Raw genomic sequence first — 16,342 nt, 5'->3', positions numbered from 1 at the left:
TGGCGACGGAAAGTTGGCTTTACGGTGTAGTTGTGCTTGGTGCTAAGTCGATTCGAGGTCAAAGGGTGTGGGTAGCGCCCGATCCGCTTCATCGCGCAGCTTTCGTTCCTGCCGTTTGACGTAAGCCGACTCCGAAATCGGGGGTGCCTTCAACGGGGACTTCACCGTGGCGGCAGGCTCGTCCGGATTAACGACGTCTAGGAGTGCCTCGCGAATGATCCGCCGAGGGTCATATTGGCGGGGATCGAGTTTTTGCCACTCAACTTCATCAAAGTCATCACCCAGCTCGTCTTTCATGCGCGCTTTGGCTCCCGTGGCCATGTCGCGCAAGCTTCGGACCAGCCGAGCCAGCTGCGACGCGTAATGCGGCAAGCGTTCCGGGCCTAGCAAGAAGACGGCTATGACCCCGATCACGAGGAGTTTATCGAACGTCAAACCAAACACACTACGAGACTACCGCCCCGAATTGTCTGCCCGCCCCTAGTCTGGAGGCCAAGGAGAGCGCTATGTCACACAATGAATTGAATTGGATGTTCGCGAACGAGTTCGTGCCCGAATCCGAGGTCGGAGCCAAGGCTCGGGCGCTCTCGCTGGAGCATGGAATCGAACCCGTGGCTCTGGCCATTGGCGCGCAGCTTGGTCTCATCGCCGCGGCAACGGGTGCCACCAACATCGTCGAAATAGGTACCGGTCTTGGCGTCTCGGGCCTGTGGCTCTTAAGCGGTGCCCCTCTGGCGACCCTCACGTCCATTGATGAGGAATTTGAATATCACGAACTCGCCCGCACCCTCTTCACGGAGGCCGGTTACCCCAGCTCCCGTGTTCGCCTCATCACCGGGCGTGCGCTGGATGTCCTGCCACGCATGAATGAAAACTCCTACGACATCGTTGTCATCGATGGGGATCCCAAGCAACTCCTGGAGAATATCGAGCACGCCCTGCGCCTCGTGCGCATCGGTGGGACGGTCTTACTCCCGCACGCGCTCTGGCGCGGTGAGGTCGCAGACCCCGCCAAAAGGAACGCCCTGGCCAGCGCTTTCCGCGCAGTGCTGAACGAAGTTAATTCTTCTGACGCGGTCATTACCGCGCTCTCCCCCGCCGGCGATGGACTCTTGCAGGTCACCAAGATCGCTTAGCCCTGTTGCGCGAGCCATTTAACGTATGAGAGCCCCGCACGCAGCGGGGCTCTCATACGTTAAAGCAATCGGCTCACGTTGTCCGGCAATCATTGGCGGCAAAAAAAGACGACGTTGTTAAAGCAAAAATACTTCTGAAGGACTAGGCAACGGCCGGGTTGACGACCGCGTCGAGGACGCCGTGCAACTCTTTTGCCTCGTCAGGGTTGACCGACACTACGAGGCGTCCGCCACCTTCGAGAGGCACGCGCACAATTATGAGGCGACCCTCCTTGACGGCCTCCATGGGTCCGTCTCCGGTTCGTGGCTTCATTGCAGCCATGTGTTTTCCCCTTTCACATATTGGTATGTCTCTATTATCCCCGATGGAAGGGGCCTCTCATAACCAAGCGGACGTCCCTCAGCACACGAATGTGTGCTCATTTGAGCAGCGAGGTGCATGTTTATGGTGGCGTCCAGTCGTATCCATCCACACGCCAACAAATCAACAGCCAGCCCCATTGCAGGGCCAAACTCACCAAGACCAGCACAATTCGGTACACGCGCGACCGCGGAGCCGCAAGAGCACCCAGCGCGGGGAACAGTGGCGCCAAGAGCCGAAACGTGCTCGATTGCGGAAAGAAAACAGCAATGAGGTACAGGCCATAGCTGGCGAGCCAAAAACGGACGTCGACACCAAGTTTTTTGACGGCGGGCGTCAGCATGAACACGATGAAGACCAGAACGATACCGGCCAACGCGAGGTAGCCCCACAGTCCCGGTAACCACCATTGCGATGACAACACCCACGGCATGAACGGGAGCAAATCTTGATAGCCGATATAGGCCGAACGCCATGCTAACTCGGTGCTGAGGTAGGCATCCGGAACACCCGTTACGACCCCGGCAATGACCAACCACAACAGACCGCCGACAGCCGCGATGAAGGCCACAACCGCCACCAAAACGCGCTCACGCATCGGAAAACGGCCACGGCTGCGTTTGCCAAAGCGATAAATCCAGTGAAACCCCAGCGCGAGTGCCAGAGCCAACGCCGCCGGGCGGGTGAACGACAGCACCAGGATGACGGGAATCATCCAGCCGTATCTCCGGAGCATCAGAAGATAGAGCGCCACCGCAATCAGGAAAAGCTGCATCGACTCCGCATAGGCCAACTGGAACAACGGCGAAACAGGCGCGATCGAGAAGAGCACCACAGCGAAAAGTGCCTGCTGAACGGGGACGACCCGCGCGAGAAGCTTATAGAAAACAAGTGTGGCGGCAAGGGCAAAAACCAGCGATACTCCGACGGCCGCGACGTTCCAGGGTACGGATCCGATCACCATGACCCCGCGAACAATCGCCGGATAAGCAGGAAGGAACGCCCACGCACTTTCACCCACGTGGCCCTCGGCCGTGATGGGAAGTTCACTCGGGTACCCCGACACGGCGATGATGTTGTACCACCGGCCGTCCCACAATGACGAAAAATCTAGGAGGGAGGGTTGGGCACCGGTCCAGGCGTTAGCGGCCTGGTTGTTGGCCAAAATTGCCAACATGACGGTGGTGACGATGCGCCCCCCGGCAAAAATGAGGAAGACAGCAAGCCACCACGGAACGCGGGGGCCGGGCGTCGGGCGTCGGCGCACGCGCGCACTCCCCGTTCCTCGCGAGGCTTCGCGACTGTTATTCACCCAACAGCCACGTTCGAAGCGCGTTTTCGCACTCAGTAATCTGGCGCACGGCGACACGTTCATCATCAGCGTGAGCCAACGTCGCATCGCCTGGACCAAAGTTCACGGCGGGAATCCCCATGGCCGAAAATCTCGCGACGTCGGTCCAACCGTATTTGGGGGTCGGTGCGGCGCCCACCGCGTTCACGAAGTTGAGGGCAATCGGAGACGTCAATCCAGGACGGGCACCTTCCGCCTGATCGATGACGACTACATCAAAGCCGGCAAAGATCTCGCGCATGTGCACAATCGCCTCGGCCGCCGAGCGACTGGGGGCAAATCGGTAATTCACGTGAAGGGTGGCCTCGTCGGGGATGACATTGGTAGCCACTCCCCCACTGACGCCCACGGCGTTCAAACCCTCGCGATAAAGAAGGCCCTCGACCTCAACCTGACGCGGTTCGTACGCACTCAAGATGGCGAGCGCCGACGCGAGCTTGTGAATAGCGTTCTCGCCTGCCCAGGCGCGAGCCGAGTGAGCGCGCAAGCCACGTGCTCGAATATCCACCCGAATAGTGCCGTTGCAGCCGCCTTCGACCGTGGAGTTACTGGGCTCGCCCAAGATCGCAAAGTCCCCCACAAAAAATTCCGGATGCGTATGCGCGAGTCGCCTGAGTCCGTTCCGCTCCGCATCGACTTCTTCAAGGTCGTACCAGATCCAGGTGATATCGAAGGCCGGCGCCGTCAGTTCGACGGCAAGCGTCAATTGAACGGCCACGCCCGCCTTCATGTCCACGGTGCCGCGGCCCCACAACCAGTCGTCCCCGAGGGAATCTTGCTCCCAGTGGGTCGGCAGATTGTCGTTGAGGGGAACGGTGTCGAGGTGTCCCGCGATGATGACCCGCTGTGGGAGTCCGAAATGTGTGCGGGCCACAATCGTGTTGCCAGCGCGAGTGAGCTCTAGGTGCGAGTAGGTCGAAAGGGCATCCATAATGGCGTTGGCAAGGGCCTCTTCGTTACCCGAAACGGACTCAATGTCGCAGATGGCGGCGGTTAAAGCGACACTTCCGGCGGTGAGGTCAAGAAGCACTTGCGACGCGGACATGCCCCTACTTTATCGCCGAGAACTTCTGCCGGGTAACTCCTGGCCAGTAACCTTGAGTCATGGCTTCGACAGACATTCATACGCATGCTTGGGGCTACGGCCTAGCAACCATTTCGCGCGACGGCACCATTCTCGACACGTGGTTCCCTGAACCAATGCTCGGCACCCTGCCCGCGGGCCGTGAGAAGTGGATCGCTCCCGCAGCGCTCGAAAACCTTGCCGGCGAAGACAACCGCCGTGAGGTGACCATTGAGATTGTCACGGTGGAGATTGACCTTCGCGAGCCTCCCGTCGGTGCTTCCGATTCCTACCTTCGCCTGCACCTCCTCTCCCACTTGCTCGTTGCCCCCAACACGATCAACCTGGAGGGCATCTTCGGGCAGCTGAACAACGTGGTGTGGACGAACGCTGGCCCTGTGCATCCAGATGTCTTTACTCGCCTGCGCCCACAACTCCTGCGGGCCGGTATTCAGGCCTCGGGGATAGATCGCTTTCCCCGTCTCACCGATTACGTCACCCCCGATCGCGTGCGCATTGCGGATGCCTCGCGCGTGCGCCTCGGCGCCCACCTGGCTCCAGGAACCGTGGTCATGCACGAGGGGTTCGTCAACTTCAATGCTGGCACGCTCGGCACTTCCATGGTTGAAGGGCGCATCTCGCAGGGGGTCGTCGTGGGCGACGGTAGTGACATCGGCGGTGGCGCATCGATAATGGGAACCCTCTCGGGCGGGGGAACCCAGCGGGTCTCCGTCGGGCAGCGCGCGCTGCTCGGCGCGAATTCTGGCATCGGGATCTCGATCGGTGACGATACCGTCGTCGAAGCCGGCCTCTATGTCACGGCTGGAACCAAGGTGCTTGTCATCAGCGACGAGGGAACGGTGGAGGTCAAGGCCGTTGAGCTTTCGGGTAAGGCCGGGCTGCTCTTTCGCCGCAACTCCGCAACCGGCGCCGTAGAGTGCCTCTCGCGAACGGGCGCGGGAATCACCCTGAACTCAGCCCTGCACTAAGAGGCTTGCTAGCTCAAGCCGGGGAGGTTGCGCTGAACCTCGCCCGTGTAGAGCTGCTGGGGACGACCAATCTTGGTCTGGGGGTCTTCGTTCATCTCACGCCAGTGGCCGATCCAGCCAGGGAGGCGCCCAATGGCGAATAATACCGTGAACATGCGCGGAGGGAAGCCCATGGCCTTATAAATAACGCCCGTGTAGAAGTCCACGTTCGGATAGAGCTTGCGCTCGCGGAAATAGTCGTCGTTTAAGGCGATGCCTTCAAGTTCCTTGGCGATGTCAAGGAGATCATTCTTGACGCCCAAAGCCACGAGAACCTCGTCGGCACTCTCCTTGACGAGAACGGCCCGAGGGTCGAAGTTCTTGTAGACGCGGTGCCCGAAGCCCATGAGACGAACACCGTCTTCTTTGTTCTTCACACGCTCCACGTACTTGGCAACGGACTCGCCCGAATTCTTGATTTCACCCAGCATGGTGAGAACCGCCTCGTTTGCGCCGCCGTGAAGGGGACCAAAAAGGGCATTTATGCCGGCAGAGACCGAAGCAAAGAGATTGGCGTCGGTGGAACCGACTAAGCGAACCGTGGAGGTCGAAGCGTTCTGCTCGTGGTCCTCGTGCAAAATGAGCAGCCGTTCGAGGGCGTTCACGACGACGGGGTTCATCTCATAGTTTTCGGCACGATTGCCGAATGTGAGTCGCAAAAAGTTTTCGACGTAGGAGAGCGAGTTATCGGGATACAGGAATGCCTGACCAATGCTCTTCTTGTGAGCGTAGGCTGCCATAACGGGCAACTTCGCGAGCAGGCGGTAGGTCGCAATCTCAACGTGCTCGGGGTTATTCGGGTCAAGAGAATCTTCGTAGTACGTGGAGAGCGCCGAAACTCCCGCTGAGAGTACGGGCATGGGATGCGCATTGCGCGGAAATCCCGAGAAGAAATCCTTGAGGTCTTCGTGCAGCAGAGTGTGCCGGCGAATGTTCTCTTCGAACCCTTCGAGCTCAGTGGCGGAGGGAACCTCGCCATAGATGAGGAGCCACGCGGTCTCGAGGAACGAAAGGTTTTTGGCAACCTGATCAATGGGATACCCGCGATACCGAAGGATTCCCGCATCGCCGTCGATGTAGGTGATATTCGACTTGGTGGAAGCTGTGTTCACAAACCCATAGTCAAGAGCGGTCAAACCGGTCTGCTTGGTGAGCGTCGACAGGTCGATAGCGTTGGCGCCTTGACTGCTGCGCAACACCGGAAAATCGGTACTGACCCCGTTATAGGTCAGGGTAACCCGGTCGGTCACAGTGATGGGAATGTTGCCAGCGTCGGCCACGAAGACTCCTAGTACTAACTGCCTGGGTGAGCGGTCTACCCGAATGCCTTTTGTGTTGGCACAGCGGGGGTTTCATTAAGTTTATGGGCAAAAACGGCCCTCAGTGACCGAGCAGTCCATTTAACTGTCTTCCGCTAGACGTCGTACTGTCAGGAGTTTCTCAGCTAAGACAGGCAATCATTAGCCTTGTGACCATTAGTGACCGCAATCTCGGTGTTGTGCCCCGAACCTTTGGTGACAGATTCGGTGTTCCCGCAAAAAAGCGTTGGTACCTCGCAAAGAGAAACCTGTGGCTCGCCATCCTTGGCACGCATGCCGTCTTCTTTATCGGGCTCTCGGGAACCATGCTGGCGGGAAACGTCCAAGGCGACCTCCAGATTTATCGTCACTGGGCTTTTCAGGGACTCGTTCACGGATCCTGGCCTGGCATCGACTTCGCGTGGGTCTATCCCGAAATTGCACTAGGGCCCATTGTTTTTGCCGGGTTGTGGGGTTTTGGCTTCTACCTCTTCGTCTGGCTGTGCATGATTTCCGTGCTGAACATCGCCTCTTTTATCGTTCTTCTGGGCCGACGAACCTCACGTTCACGCATGATTGCCGCATGGTGGTGGCTTGCTATTCTTTTTGTCCTTAGCCCCGTGGCACTCCTGCGTCTCGACGGTTTAACTGCCCCCATGGTCGTTATCGCCCTCGCCTTGTTGGCGCGTTGGCCTTTGGCAACCGGTTTTATTCTCGCGACAGCGACTTGGATCAAGGTGTGGCCGGCGGCAATATTTTTGGCCATCGTTGCGACCTCGCGAAACTGGCTCGCTGTTGTCATGGCCGGCATCATCACGTCGGCCGCTTTCGTTGCGGCCATTCTGGCGGTCGGCGCCGGCGACAACATTTCTAGCTTCATCACGATGCAGTCAACACGCAATCTGCAACTCGAGGCTCCCGTCGCCGCTCCGTGGCTGTGGATGTCCGTCGCCGAACAGCCCGGATTCCTTCGGTTTTACGGCGAAAGCCTGGAAACCTGGGAGGTCACCGGCCCCGGCTCGGCTTTCGTGGCCAAGCTCATGACACCACTTATGGCAATCGCCGTGGTTGCCATCATGGGATTGTTGTGGCGTGCCCGCAAAAGAGGGGCGCCCTCTCAGGAGTTACTCCTCGTGGGGTCACTGGCCCTCGCAACGTCAATGGTCGTCTTCAACAAGGTTGGTTCGCCCCAGTACATGCTCTGGCTGGTGCCCATCGTTGTCGTGGGGATTGCACTGAATACGCGCTCCTGGCGTGTGCCAGGGAATCTCATGATGGCCATCAGCATTATGACCACAATGGTCTTTCCTATTTTCTACATGCCGCTGGTCAACGGCAGTCGTTATGCCGCCGTGCTCCTCACGTCACGAAACGCGCTGCTGGTCATCCTCCTCGGCTGGACCATCATGAGACTCGTGATGCTCGGTCAGTCGGCCTCGAAGAAGAGTGATTTCACAGCCGTGCAGCAAGCACAATTTTCGCAAAAGGACTTCCCCGTCTCTTCCACGACGCATTAGACGCTCTGCCGTGTGAGGCCCGCCGTTTGAGGTTTACGCGGATGCCCTCAGGCGCGCCGCAGCCTGAGCGATTCGCTCATCCGTTGCGGTGAGCGAAAGGCGAACATGCTGGGGATAGACGTCCCCGTAAAAGTGGCCGGGGCCGGCCAAGATACCTAAGGACGCAAGACGTTCGATCGATACCCAGGCGTCTTTGCCCTCCGTCACCCACAGGTACAGGCCCGCTTCGCTGGCATCCAGAGAAAATCCCGCCGCGATGAGCGCTGGCAACAGAACATCTCGACGAGCGCGATATAGCTCCTTTTGCGCTGCGACGTGAGAGTCGTCGCCGAGCGCCACCACCATAGCGGCCTGAACCGGGCCGGGCAGCATCATTCCGGCATGCTTGCGAATGACCAGCAGTTGCTCCACAAGGCCGCTGTCGCCCGCCACAAAGGCTGCGCGATAACCTGCGAGGTTTGATTGCTTGCTGAGGGAATAGGCGCAGAGAATGCCGCTGAGCGAGCCACCGGTCACGCGCGGGTCGACAATGCTGGGGATTCGCTCATCAGCCCAACGACCGTCCCAGCCCAACTCTGCGTAACACTCGTCGTTGACAATGACAGCGCCCAGCACTCGCGCTCGGTCCACCCGTACCTTGAGGGCCGCAACATCAAGAACACGTCCATCCGGATTCCCGGGACTGTTCAGCCACACCAGCTTGGTCTCTGCCGGCCAGTCGTCCGGATCATCCGAAGCCCACGGCGTCGCTCCCGCAATGGCAGCACCAATGGCATAAGTCGGGTAAGCAGCGCGTGGGTGAACGACCACGTCGCCAGGGCCCAAACGCAACATGAAGGCAAGCCAGGCCACGAATTCTTTCGACCCGATGGTGGGAAGAACGTTATCGACACACAGCCCAGAAACACCCCGGCGACGTTCAAACCATTCAACAATTGCGCCGCGAAGAGCGGGCGTGCCCACCGTCGTCGGGTACGCGTGGGCATCCGTGGCTTCAGAAAGAGCGGCACGAATGAGTGCGGGTGTGGGGTCAACCGGGGACCCAATTGACACGTCGACGATGCCATCGTGATGGGCCTGTGCCTGCGCCGCATAGGGCGCCATGGCGTCCCAAGGGTATTCGGGAAGCTCCGCGAGCACGGGAACTAGACCTGCGGAGGGAGCGCCAAGATGACCGCATGGTCGCTCTTGATGACGCCGATTTTGGCGGCGCCCCCGGGCGAACCAATCTCTTCGAAAAACTCGACGTTGGCTTTGTAGTAGTCGGCCCACTCTTCGGGGAGGTCATCCTCGTAGTAGATGGCTTCAACAGGACACACCGGCTCGCACGCTCCGCAGTCCACGCACTCATCGGGGTGAATGTAGAGCATGCGTTCACCCTCGTAAATGCAGTCCACGGGGCACTCGTCAATGCACGCGCGGTCTTTAACATCGACACACGGCAGGGCAATGACGTAGGTCACGCGGGCTCCTTAGCTACTTGGGTTTTACGAGCCTTCAGTCTACTTTGCTTGACGCTCGGGCAACTTCGGCCAAGCCACGATGATGGTTGCAATGAGCGTGGGGGCAATGGCCCAAATACTTCCGGCGAGGTTATTGGGAACCAGCACAGACCCACCTGTGCTGCGCTGGCTGAAAATGTAGACGCTGATAAGAACGCCCAACGCACCAAAGATGACGCTCACCCGCTCGCCGCGAACCAATCTCAGGCCAAGGAGATACGCCGCAACTGTGCCCAGGGATGCGACGAGCCCCCACGGGATGTCGATTCCCAGAACCGAAATTGAGCTTTGGTGAATAACCGTGGTGACGGATCCGACAAGGGCTCCCACAAGCAGCGCCAAGACCCAGGATGCAATATTTGACCATGAAAATGACGAGGCAGACCGAGCAGGCTTCACTGAATTTTCCATCACTTAGAAATTGTAGCGAGGCCCGTTGAAAAGTTTGTGGTTAGGATTACCTAAGTTAGGTAAGCCTTACCTATATTAATCAAACCGAAAGCTGACGCGTCTCCATGTTTGCAAATCTGTTGATAGGGCTCCGAGAAGGCCTCGAAGCTGCTCTCGTCGTGTCCATACTCATCACGTATCTTGTTCGGGTTCAGCGTCGGGATGTTCTCCCCAAACTGTGGCTGGGGGTTATCGCAGCCATCGTGCTGTCCCTTGCCCTGGGCGCCCTGCTCACTTTCGGTGCGTACGGCCTGTCCTTTCAGGCACAAGAAATGATCGGAGGGTTGCTTTCCATCCTTGCGGTGGGTCTCATTACGTGGATGATTTTTTGGCTCGCTAAGACATCCGCAAGCCTCAAGGCACAGCTCCACAGCAGCCTCGACCGAGGGCTCATTGCCGGTGGGTTGTCGATTGCACTCGTGGCCTTTTTTGCCGTGGGACGCGAGGGAATCGAAACGACACTTTTCATCTGGGCGGCAGTGCAGGCATCCGGTGAAACGACCCTGCCCCTATTGGGTGCCATCATCGGTATTGGAATCGCCGTGCTGCTGGGTTTCCTGATCTACCGCGGAATGCTGAGAATCAATCTCACCGCATTCTTTCGGTGGACCGGTCTGCTCCTCATTACGGTCTCCGCTGGCGTTCTCGCCTATGGAGTGCACGACTTGCAAGAAGCGGGCCTGCTTCCCGGACTCCATGCCCTGGCGTTCAACGTAACGACGGCCATTCCTCCCGACAGCTGGTACGGAACGCTCCTCAAGGGCATCTTCAACTTCTCGCCCGCCACGACCTGGTTTGAATTCTTCACCTGGTGGGCATACATCATCACGGTAGGACTCCTGTTCTGGCGCGCTCTGCGCCCTCCCACGCCTGTGGCCCTCAGCTCGACCGCTCCCACCTCGACCGCCCAAACTTCAACCGAAAGCATCCAGATAGCCTCATGAACTTCGCTTCCCTCGCCAAAACGTTGATCGTCTCCACTGCTGCTACCGCCCTCGCCCTCTCGTTGGCCGGTTGCGTACCCAACTTGAGGGGCACGCAAACCGACGCGGGCAACGGCCCCATCTCCGTCGACAGCTCTGCCGATGCCTGCTCGCTCTCGATCACAAGCGCCCCGAGCGGCAATATTCAGTTCGTGATTACCAATTCCGGCAGTCAGGTCACCGAGTTCTATATTTTGGCAAACGACGGCCTGCGCATCGTGGGCGAGGTGGAAAATGTCGGCCCCGGAACCACCCGCGATCTCGTCATTCAAGCGTCGCCAGGCACCTACTACACGGTGTGCAAGCCCGGCATGGTGGGTACCGGAATTGGCAACGCAGCCTTTACCGTCACTGACTCGGGAACGGAAATTGTGCGCAGCGCTGACACTCAAGCCCTCATCGATACTGCCGCCACTAACTATGCCTCGTACGTGCGCAATGAAATTGACCTCCTTGTCGCGGGAACGGATGCCTTCGCGGCGGCCTACGTATCCGGAGATTTTGACGGGGCGCGTACTCTCTACCCGTCGACCCGCATGCATTGGGAGCGCGTCGAGACCGTGGCTGAATCATTCGGAGACCTTGATCCCAAACTCGACCTGCGAGAAGCTGACCTTGAGGAGGGCCAAGAGTGGACAGGATGGCATGCCATTGAGAAGGACTTATGGCCGCAGAATGCCGAATCAGGCTTCATTGCCTATAACCAGACAAAACGAGATCACCTCGCTGGTCTCCTCGTCGCAGACACCGCCACGCTGAAAACCAACGTTCACACTCTCACGTTCACACTTCCTCAACTCACCAATGGAGCCATCGGGCTCCTCGACGAGGTTGCCACCGGAAAAGTAACGGGTGAAGAAGAAGCTTGGTCGCACACGGACCTCTGGGACTTCCAGGCCAATGTTGATGGAGCTCTCGTTCTCTTTGGCGGCGTTCGCGAGGTTTTGTTACAAAAAGACCCCGCGCTCGCCGCTCAACTCGACACGGAGTTCTCTACTCTGCAGGGACTCCTCGACGGGCAACGCACGGAAAGCGGATTTCGCCTGTACACGGAGCTTGGGGTCGCGGAGGTTAAAGCGCTTGCTGACCAGGTGAATGCCCTCGGTGAGCCCCTCAATAAACTAACCGCCGCGCTGGTACTGAAATGAAAGAACCCCTCAAGCTCTCCCGCCGGGGTCTCCTTGGCTTAGCCGGTGTGGGATTAGCCGGTGCGGGCCTCGGCGCCGGAATCGCGGTGGGAGTCGACGGTGTGACGGGCGGCGGGATTGCCAGTCGGAACGCCGCGAACGATCCTCCCGGACTGCGGTATGACTTTTACGGCACGCACCAAGCCGGCATCACGACCCCCGCGCAAGATCGACTCCATTTTGCCGCATTTGATGTGGCTCCCGGGACCAGCCGGGCGGACCTGATTGAACTCCTCCAAGATTGGACCGTTGCGGCAGCAGCGATGACCCAGGGCAAGGAATTAGGGGAGTTCGGGGCGGGTTCCGCAAACTACGACGCTCCGCCAGAAGACACCGGCGAGGCCGTGGGACTCCCTGTTGCCGGCCTCACGGTCACCATTGGCTTCGGCCCCACGCTGTTTTCTTCCTCTACGGGCGAGGATCGATTCGGGCTGCTGTCGCGCAAGCCCCCCGAGCTTGTCAACTTGCCGCATTTTGCGGCCGATGATCTCGATCCCGCCTCCAGCGGAGGTGACCTGTGCATACAGGCCTGCGCAAACGACCCCCAGGTGGCGGTGCACGCGATCCGCAATCTCACCCGAATCGCCTTTGGACGGGCCGTCCTGAAGTGGTCGCAACTGGGCTACGGCCGAACCTCCTCCACCAGCACGAGTCAGAAAACCGAGCGCAACCTGTTCGGGTTCAAAGATGGCACGGCCAACATCAAGAACGAGAATGCCTCGGATGTCGCTGACTTCGTTTGGACGGCTTCCTCCCCAAGCTCTCCCTGGATGGCTGGCGGAACCTACCTCGTGGCGCGACGCATTCGCATGACCCTCGAAACGTGGGATCGCGCCTCACTCCGCGAGCAAGAGCGAGTAACCGGTCGCACGAAGGCGGAAGGCGCTCCCCTTTCCGGTGGTACTGAATTCTCAGAGACTGACTTCAGCGCCACCGCAGCGGATGGGTCCCGCGCTATTGACCCTCAATCGCACGTGGCGCAGGCACACGCCTCGCACAACGGCGGCGCAAAATTGTTGCGGCGCGGCTACAATTTTGTCGATGGAAACGATGCCCTCGGGCGACTCAACGCCGGGCTCTTCTTCATCAGTTTTCAAAAATCGCCCGAGCAATTCGTCACGATTCAAAAAAATCTGGCCAAGAACGACGCTCTGAACGAGTACCTCAAACATGTGGGGTCGGGAATTTTTGCTATTCCGCCGGGAGCGCCTGTAGGAAGTTTTATCGGATCCTCCCTCTTCCTGACGTAAGGTCAGGCCGATATCGCCCGTCCTTCCAATCGACGGAATGAAATGATGGCCCTGCTGGAATGCCAGGGGTTAGGATTACCTAAGTAAGGCAACCCTTACTCTTAGGTTTTGTGAAAGAAGTTGTGCCATGCTCGCGAATCTCTTGATTGGCCTCCGCGAAGGTTTAGAAGCATCACTCATTGTGGGCATTCTCATCGCTTACGTCGTGAAAATTGATCGCCGTGATGTCCTTTCCAAGATTTGGGTTGGCGTAGCGGTTGCGGTTGCTGTTTCTTTGGCCATCGGAGCTCTTCTCGCCTTCGGACTAACGACGTTGCCCCCGAACGTTGAACCGCTCATCGCGGGAACAATGTCGATTCTGGCCACGGGCCTTGTGACATGGATGATCTTCTGGATGGCCCGAACAGCTCGCGACTTACGCGGCAACCTGCAGAGCGACATCGACAAGAATTTGGCCGGCGCCGGCTGGGGTCTCGTCCTCCTTGCTTTCCTCGCCGTTGGCCGTGAGGGCATCGAGACCGCCGTCTTTATTTGGGCTGCCGCTCAAGCAACCCAAGACACTGTCCTCCCTCTTCTCGGAGCCGTCATCGGATTGGGCATCTCCATCACCTTGGGCTACTTCATCTATCGGGGCATGGTGCGCCTCAACCTCGCAAAGTTCTTTACGTGGTCTGGTGCCTTGCTCATCATTGTGGCGGCCGGCGTTCTCATCAATGGTTTTGGTGACCTTCAAGAAGTTGGTGTCTTTCCCGGTGCCAACGCTCTCGCGTTCGATATCTCGGGCGCCGTGCCGGAAGAGAGCTGGTACGGCTCGCTCCTCAAGGGAATCTTCGGGTTCTCTGCCATCATGAACTGGAGTCAAGTGATTCTTTGGGTTGCCTTCGTGGGCACAACGCTGACCTTATTCCTGCGCATGTCACTCAAGAAGACGCTCCCGAAACCCTCTCCGTCGGCACCTTCTTCCACGGCGACGACTACTGCGATGTCTACTGCGACGTCGTCACCGGCGACACTACGCAGATAGCAGTAAAAGCGCCTGGTCCGCGTTTCTGACCGTTATTGTCACACTCCAGGTCCGCGAATCGTCCGTCTGGTCTGTACCGCAAATCGTACTCATCGTGGGCGGTAAATGCCGAGAAAAATTAGACGCCCAACGGTGAACAAAAATCCCTCACGCCCCTGACGGGGGTGAGGGATTTTGCCAGCAAAAAAGCTGCCTAAATCTTGCAGTCAGGGTTATTCGTTCTGCTTCTTCAAACGGCTCGTGTTGCGCGCTCGAGCGGCAGCAGCGAGCTCAACCTTGCGGATGCGAACGAATTCAGGAGTGACCTCAACGCACTCGTCTTCACGAGCGAACTCGAGGCACTCTTCGAGTGTGAGCTTGCGCGAAGGCGTCATGCGCTCAAAGCTGTCCGAAGTGGACTGGCGCATGTTCGTGAGTTGCTTTTCTTTCGTGATGTTGACGTCCATGTCGTCGGCACGGGAGTTTTCGCCGACCACCATTCCTTCGTAGACCTCCTGCGTGGGCTCCACGAAGAACGACATGCGCTCCTGCAAAGCGACCATGGCGAAGGGGGTTGCCACGCCGGCGCGGTCAGCCACGATGGAACCGTTGGTGCGGGTAACGATGGCGCCCGCCCAGGCCTCATAGCCGTGCGAGACGGCGTTCGCGATGCCGGAACCACGCGTGATGGTCAAAAACTCGGTGCGGAAACCGATGAGGCCACGCGAAGGAACGATGAACTCCATGCGGACCCAGCCAGTGCCGTGGTTGCTCATGGACTCCATGCGGCCCTTGCGAGCGGCCAGGAGTTGCGTGATGCCACCGAGGTACTCTTCGGGAGCATCAATGGTGAGGTGCTCGAATGGCTCGTGTACCTTGCCATCCACTTTCTTGACGACAACCTGAGGCTTGCCCACGGTGAGCTCGAAGCCCTCGCGACGCATGTTCTCCACGAGGATGGCCAGAGCAAGCTCTCCACGACCCTGGATCTCCCACGCGTCCGGGCGACCGATGTCAACAAGCTTGATCGAGACGTTACCTACCAGCTCGCGGTCCAGACGGTCCTTGACCATACGGGCGGTGAGCTTGTGGCCCTTGACCTTGCCGATGACGGGCGAGGTGTTGGTGCCGATGGTCATCGAGATCGCGGGGTCGTCCACCGTGATGGTGGGCAATGGGCGAACGTCGTGAGGGTCAGCGATGGTCTCACCGATGGTGATCTCGTCGATACCAGCGATAGCGACGATGTCGCCGGGGCCTGCAGTTTCTGTGGGGAAACGGTCGAGTGCCTTCGTGATCAGCAGCTCGGTTACTTTCACGGTGGTGACGGTGCCATCGTTCTTGACCCAGGCAACTTGCTGGCCCTTTTTGATGTGGCCGTTGAAGATGCGGAGGAGCGCGAGGCGACCCAAGAAAGGCGATGCGTCAAGGTTGGTGACGTGCGCCTGCAGCGGGTGCTGGTCATCGTAGGAAGGTGCCGGAACATGCTTCAGGATGGCGTCGAACAAAGGCTCGAGGTCATCGTTATCGGGAAGAGATCCGTTTTCGGGCTTGTTCCACGATGCCGCACCGTTACGACCGGAAGCGTAGACAATCGGCACATCAAGGATGGCGTCCAGGTCGAGATCAGGAAAGTCATCAGCCATGTCGGATGCGAGACCCAACAGGAGGTCTTGGCTTTCGCCGACGACCTCATCAATGCGAGCATCGGGACGGTCGGTCTTGTTGACCAAAAGGATGACGGGGAGGTTAGCCTCAAGGGCCTTACGCAAAACAAAGCGAGTCTGCGGCAGTGGGCCCTCGGAAGCGTCAACGAGGAGGACGACGCCGTCCACCATGGACAGTCCGCGCTCAACCTCGCCACCGAAGTCGGCGTGGCCAGGGGTGTCAATCACGTTAATGATGATGGGGCCGTCGACCGCGTGAATTCCCTCGTAGCTCACCGAGGTGTTCTTCGCGAGGATCGTGATGCCCTTTTCGCGTTCGAGGTCGTTCGAGTCCATCATGCGCTCTTCGCCCGCAAAGTGGGCGTCGAAGGAGTTGGTCTGCTTGAGCATCGCGTCAACAAGCGTAGTCTTGCCGTGGTCAACGTGGGCGACAATTGCTACGTTGCGTCGGTCCGTGCGGAGGGCGTGCGCCATGAAAAAATCCTCTCGGCGACCAGCTCGGTCGACGTTGGGTCAGAATAATAACTTGCTGAGACTTAAACGGCC

The 16,342-nt window shown here is 58.8% G+C and carries 16 protein-coding genes; 7 read left to right on the top strand and 9 right to left on the bottom strand.

All coding sequences use genetic code 11. From position 1 onward, the window contains the following. Window positions 1-42 precede the first annotated feature (42 nt). Window positions 43-444: a twin-arginine translocase TatA/TatE family subunit gene (locus tag FB555_RS01290; protein ID WP_182483639.1), complete on the bottom strand. Its 402-nt coding sequence runs from the start codon at window positions 442-444 to the stop codon at window positions 43-45. Between the two features lie 62 nt (window positions 445-506). Between FB555_RS01290 and FB555_RS01285 the strand changes: the two genes are divergently transcribed. Further along, window positions 507-1,136: an O-methyltransferase gene (locus FB555_RS01285; RefSeq protein WP_182483638.1), complete on the top strand. Its 630-nt coding sequence runs from the start codon at window positions 507-509 to the stop codon at window positions 1,134-1,136. A 142-nt stretch (window positions 1,137-1,278) separates the two neighbouring features. On the opposite strand, the gene FB555_RS01280 is transcribed toward FB555_RS01285, so the two are convergent. The 3 genes from FB555_RS01280 to dapE all read right to left on the bottom strand — a co-directional run bounded on the left by FB555_RS01280 (window position 1,279) and on the right by dapE (window position 3,893). Continuing rightward, on the bottom strand, window positions 1,279-1,458 hold the full coding sequence (locus FB555_RS01280) for a DUF3117 domain-containing protein (protein ID WP_182483637.1): 180 nt from the start codon (window positions 1,456-1,458) through the stop codon (window positions 1,279-1,281). Window positions 1,459-1,579: 121 nt separating this feature from the next. Further along, window positions 1,580-2,764 carry a hypothetical protein gene (locus FB555_RS01275; protein ID WP_343046365.1) on the bottom strand — a complete coding sequence of 395 codons (1,185 nt, stop codon included), beginning with the start codon at window positions 2,762-2,764 and terminating at the stop codon, window positions 1,580-1,582. Between the two features lie 37 nt (window positions 2,765-2,801). Then, window positions 2,802-3,893 (bottom strand): succinyl-diaminopimelate desuccinylase, encoded by a 1,092-nt coding sequence (gene dapE / locus FB555_RS01270; protein ID WP_182483636.1) that lies wholly within the window; start codon window positions 3,891-3,893, stop codon window positions 2,802-2,804. A gap of 59 nt (window positions 3,894-3,952) precedes the next feature. On the opposite strand from dapE, the gene dapD reads away from it, so the two are divergent. Next, complete coding sequence (gene dapD, locus FB555_RS01265; RefSeq protein WP_182483635.1) at window positions 3,953-4,900, top strand: 2,3,4,5-tetrahydropyridine-2,6-dicarboxylate N-succinyltransferase; 948 nt, start codon at window positions 3,953-3,955, stop codon at window positions 4,898-4,900. Between the two features lie 8 nt (window positions 4,901-4,908). On the opposite strand, the gene FB555_RS01260 is transcribed toward dapD, so the two are convergent. Next, on the bottom strand, window positions 4,909-6,219 hold the full coding sequence (locus FB555_RS01260) for a citrate synthase (RefSeq protein WP_182483634.1): 1,311 nt from the start codon (window positions 6,217-6,219) through the stop codon (window positions 4,909-4,911). Window positions 6,220-6,407: 188 nt separating this feature from the next. Between FB555_RS01260 and FB555_RS01255 the strand changes: the two genes are divergently transcribed. Continuing rightward, the gene (locus FB555_RS01255) at window positions 6,408-7,754 is read left to right on the top strand and encodes a glycosyltransferase 87 family protein (RefSeq protein ID WP_182483633.1); all 1,347 of its coding nucleotides are present in this window, start codon (window positions 6,408-6,410) and stop codon (window positions 7,752-7,754) included. Between the two features lie 33 nt (window positions 7,755-7,787). Here FB555_RS01255 and dapC read toward each other — a convergent pair whose 3' ends face one another. Genes dapC through FB555_RS01240 form a run of 3 tightly spaced genes read right to left on the bottom strand, consistent with a single transcriptional unit; the run spans window position 7,788 to window position 9,670 of the window. Further along, window positions 7,788-8,894, bottom strand: a complete 1,107-nt coding sequence (dapC, locus tag FB555_RS01250; RefSeq protein WP_343046364.1) for a succinyldiaminopimelate transaminase — start codon at window positions 8,892-8,894, stop codon at window positions 7,788-7,790. Between the two features lie 5 nt (window positions 8,895-8,899). Next, entirely contained in the window at window positions 8,900-9,217 is a 318-nt protein-coding gene (gene fdxA, locus FB555_RS01245; RefSeq protein ID WP_182483632.1) for a ferredoxin, read from the bottom strand. Between the two features lie 39 nt (window positions 9,218-9,256). Continuing rightward, window positions 9,257-9,670 (bottom strand): hypothetical protein, encoded by a 414-nt coding sequence (locus tag FB555_RS01240; RefSeq protein WP_182483631.1) that lies wholly within the window; start codon window positions 9,668-9,670, stop codon window positions 9,257-9,259. 101 nt (window positions 9,671-9,771) lie between these two features. Between FB555_RS01240 and efeU (FB555_RS01235) the strand changes: the two genes are divergently transcribed. The 4 genes from efeU (FB555_RS01235) to efeU (FB555_RS01220) all read left to right on the top strand — a co-directional run bounded on the left by efeU (FB555_RS01235) (window position 9,772) and on the right by efeU (FB555_RS01220) (window position 14,150). Continuing rightward, window positions 9,772-10,650, top strand: coding sequence for an iron uptake transporter permease EfeU (gene efeU, locus FB555_RS01235; protein WP_182483630.1), 879 nt, complete (start codon window positions 9,772-9,774; stop codon window positions 10,648-10,650). Next, window positions 10,647-11,837 (top strand): iron uptake system protein EfeO, encoded by a 1,191-nt coding sequence (gene efeO, locus FB555_RS01230; protein ID WP_182483629.1) that lies wholly within the window; start codon window positions 10,647-10,649, stop codon window positions 11,835-11,837. The genes efeU (FB555_RS01235) and efeO overlap by 4 nt, the downstream gene beginning before the upstream one ends. Further along, on the top strand, window positions 11,834-13,126 hold the full coding sequence (efeB, locus tag FB555_RS01225) for an iron uptake transporter deferrochelatase/peroxidase subunit (protein ID WP_182483628.1): 1,293 nt from the start codon (window positions 11,834-11,836) through the stop codon (window positions 13,124-13,126). The genes efeO and efeB overlap by 4 nt, the downstream gene beginning before the upstream one ends. A 127-nt stretch (window positions 13,127-13,253) precedes the next feature. Continuing rightward, on the top strand, window positions 13,254-14,150 hold the full coding sequence (efeU, locus tag FB555_RS01220; RefSeq protein WP_182483627.1) for an iron uptake transporter permease EfeU: 897 nt from the start codon (window positions 13,254-13,256) through the stop codon (window positions 14,148-14,150). A gap of 212 nt (window positions 14,151-14,362) precedes the next feature. Here efeU (FB555_RS01220) and typA read toward each other — a convergent pair whose 3' ends face one another. Next, window positions 14,363-16,270 carry a translational GTPase TypA gene (typA, locus tag FB555_RS01215; RefSeq protein WP_182483626.1) on the bottom strand — a complete coding sequence of 636 codons (1,908 nt, stop codon included), beginning with the start codon at window positions 16,268-16,270 and terminating at the stop codon, window positions 14,363-14,365. Window positions 16,271-16,342 lie beyond the last annotated feature (72 nt).

The sequence above is a fragment of the Alpinimonas psychrophila genome, assembly GCF_014137865.1.
Classification (GTDB): Bacteria; Actinomycetota; Actinomycetes; order Actinomycetales; family Microbacteriaceae; genus Alpinimonas; species Alpinimonas psychrophila.
The sequence above is the reverse complement of the archived record's forward strand: the minus strand, read 5'-3'. Positions and strand labels throughout refer to the sequence as shown.

Bases quoted from the DNA above. Each gene is read 5' to 3' on its own strand.
- efeB (WP_182483628.1), top strand. From the start codon at position 11,834: ATGAAAGAACCCCTCAAGCTCTCCCGCCGGGGTCTCCTTGGCTTAGCC.
- dapD (WP_182483635.1), top strand. From the start codon at position 3,953: ATGGCTTCGACAGACATTCATACGCATGCTTGGGGCTACGGCCTAGCA.
- efeO (WP_182483629.1), top strand. From the start codon at position 10,647: ATGAACTTCGCTTCCCTCGCCAAAACGTTGATCGTCTCCACTGCTGCT.
- FB555_RS01280 (WP_182483637.1), bottom strand. From the start codon at position 1,458: ATGGCTGCAATGAAGCCACGAACCGGAGACGGACCCATGGAGGCCGTC.
- efeU (WP_182483630.1), top strand. From the start codon at position 9,772: ATGTTTGCAAATCTGTTGATAGGGCTCCGAGAAGGCCTCGAAGCTGCT.
- typA (WP_182483626.1), bottom strand. From the start codon at position 16,270: ATGGCGCACGCCCTCCGCACGGACCGACGCAACGTAGCAATTGTCGCC.
- dapE (WP_182483636.1), bottom strand. From the start codon at position 3,893: ATGTCCGCGTCGCAAGTGCTTCTTGACCTCACCGCCGGAAGTGTCGCT.
- efeU (WP_182483627.1), top strand. From the start codon at position 13,254: ATGCTCGCGAATCTCTTGATTGGCCTCCGCGAAGGTTTAGAAGCATCA.
- FB555_RS01285 (WP_182483638.1), top strand. From the start codon at position 507: ATGTCACACAATGAATTGAATTGGATGTTCGCGAACGAGTTCGTGCCC.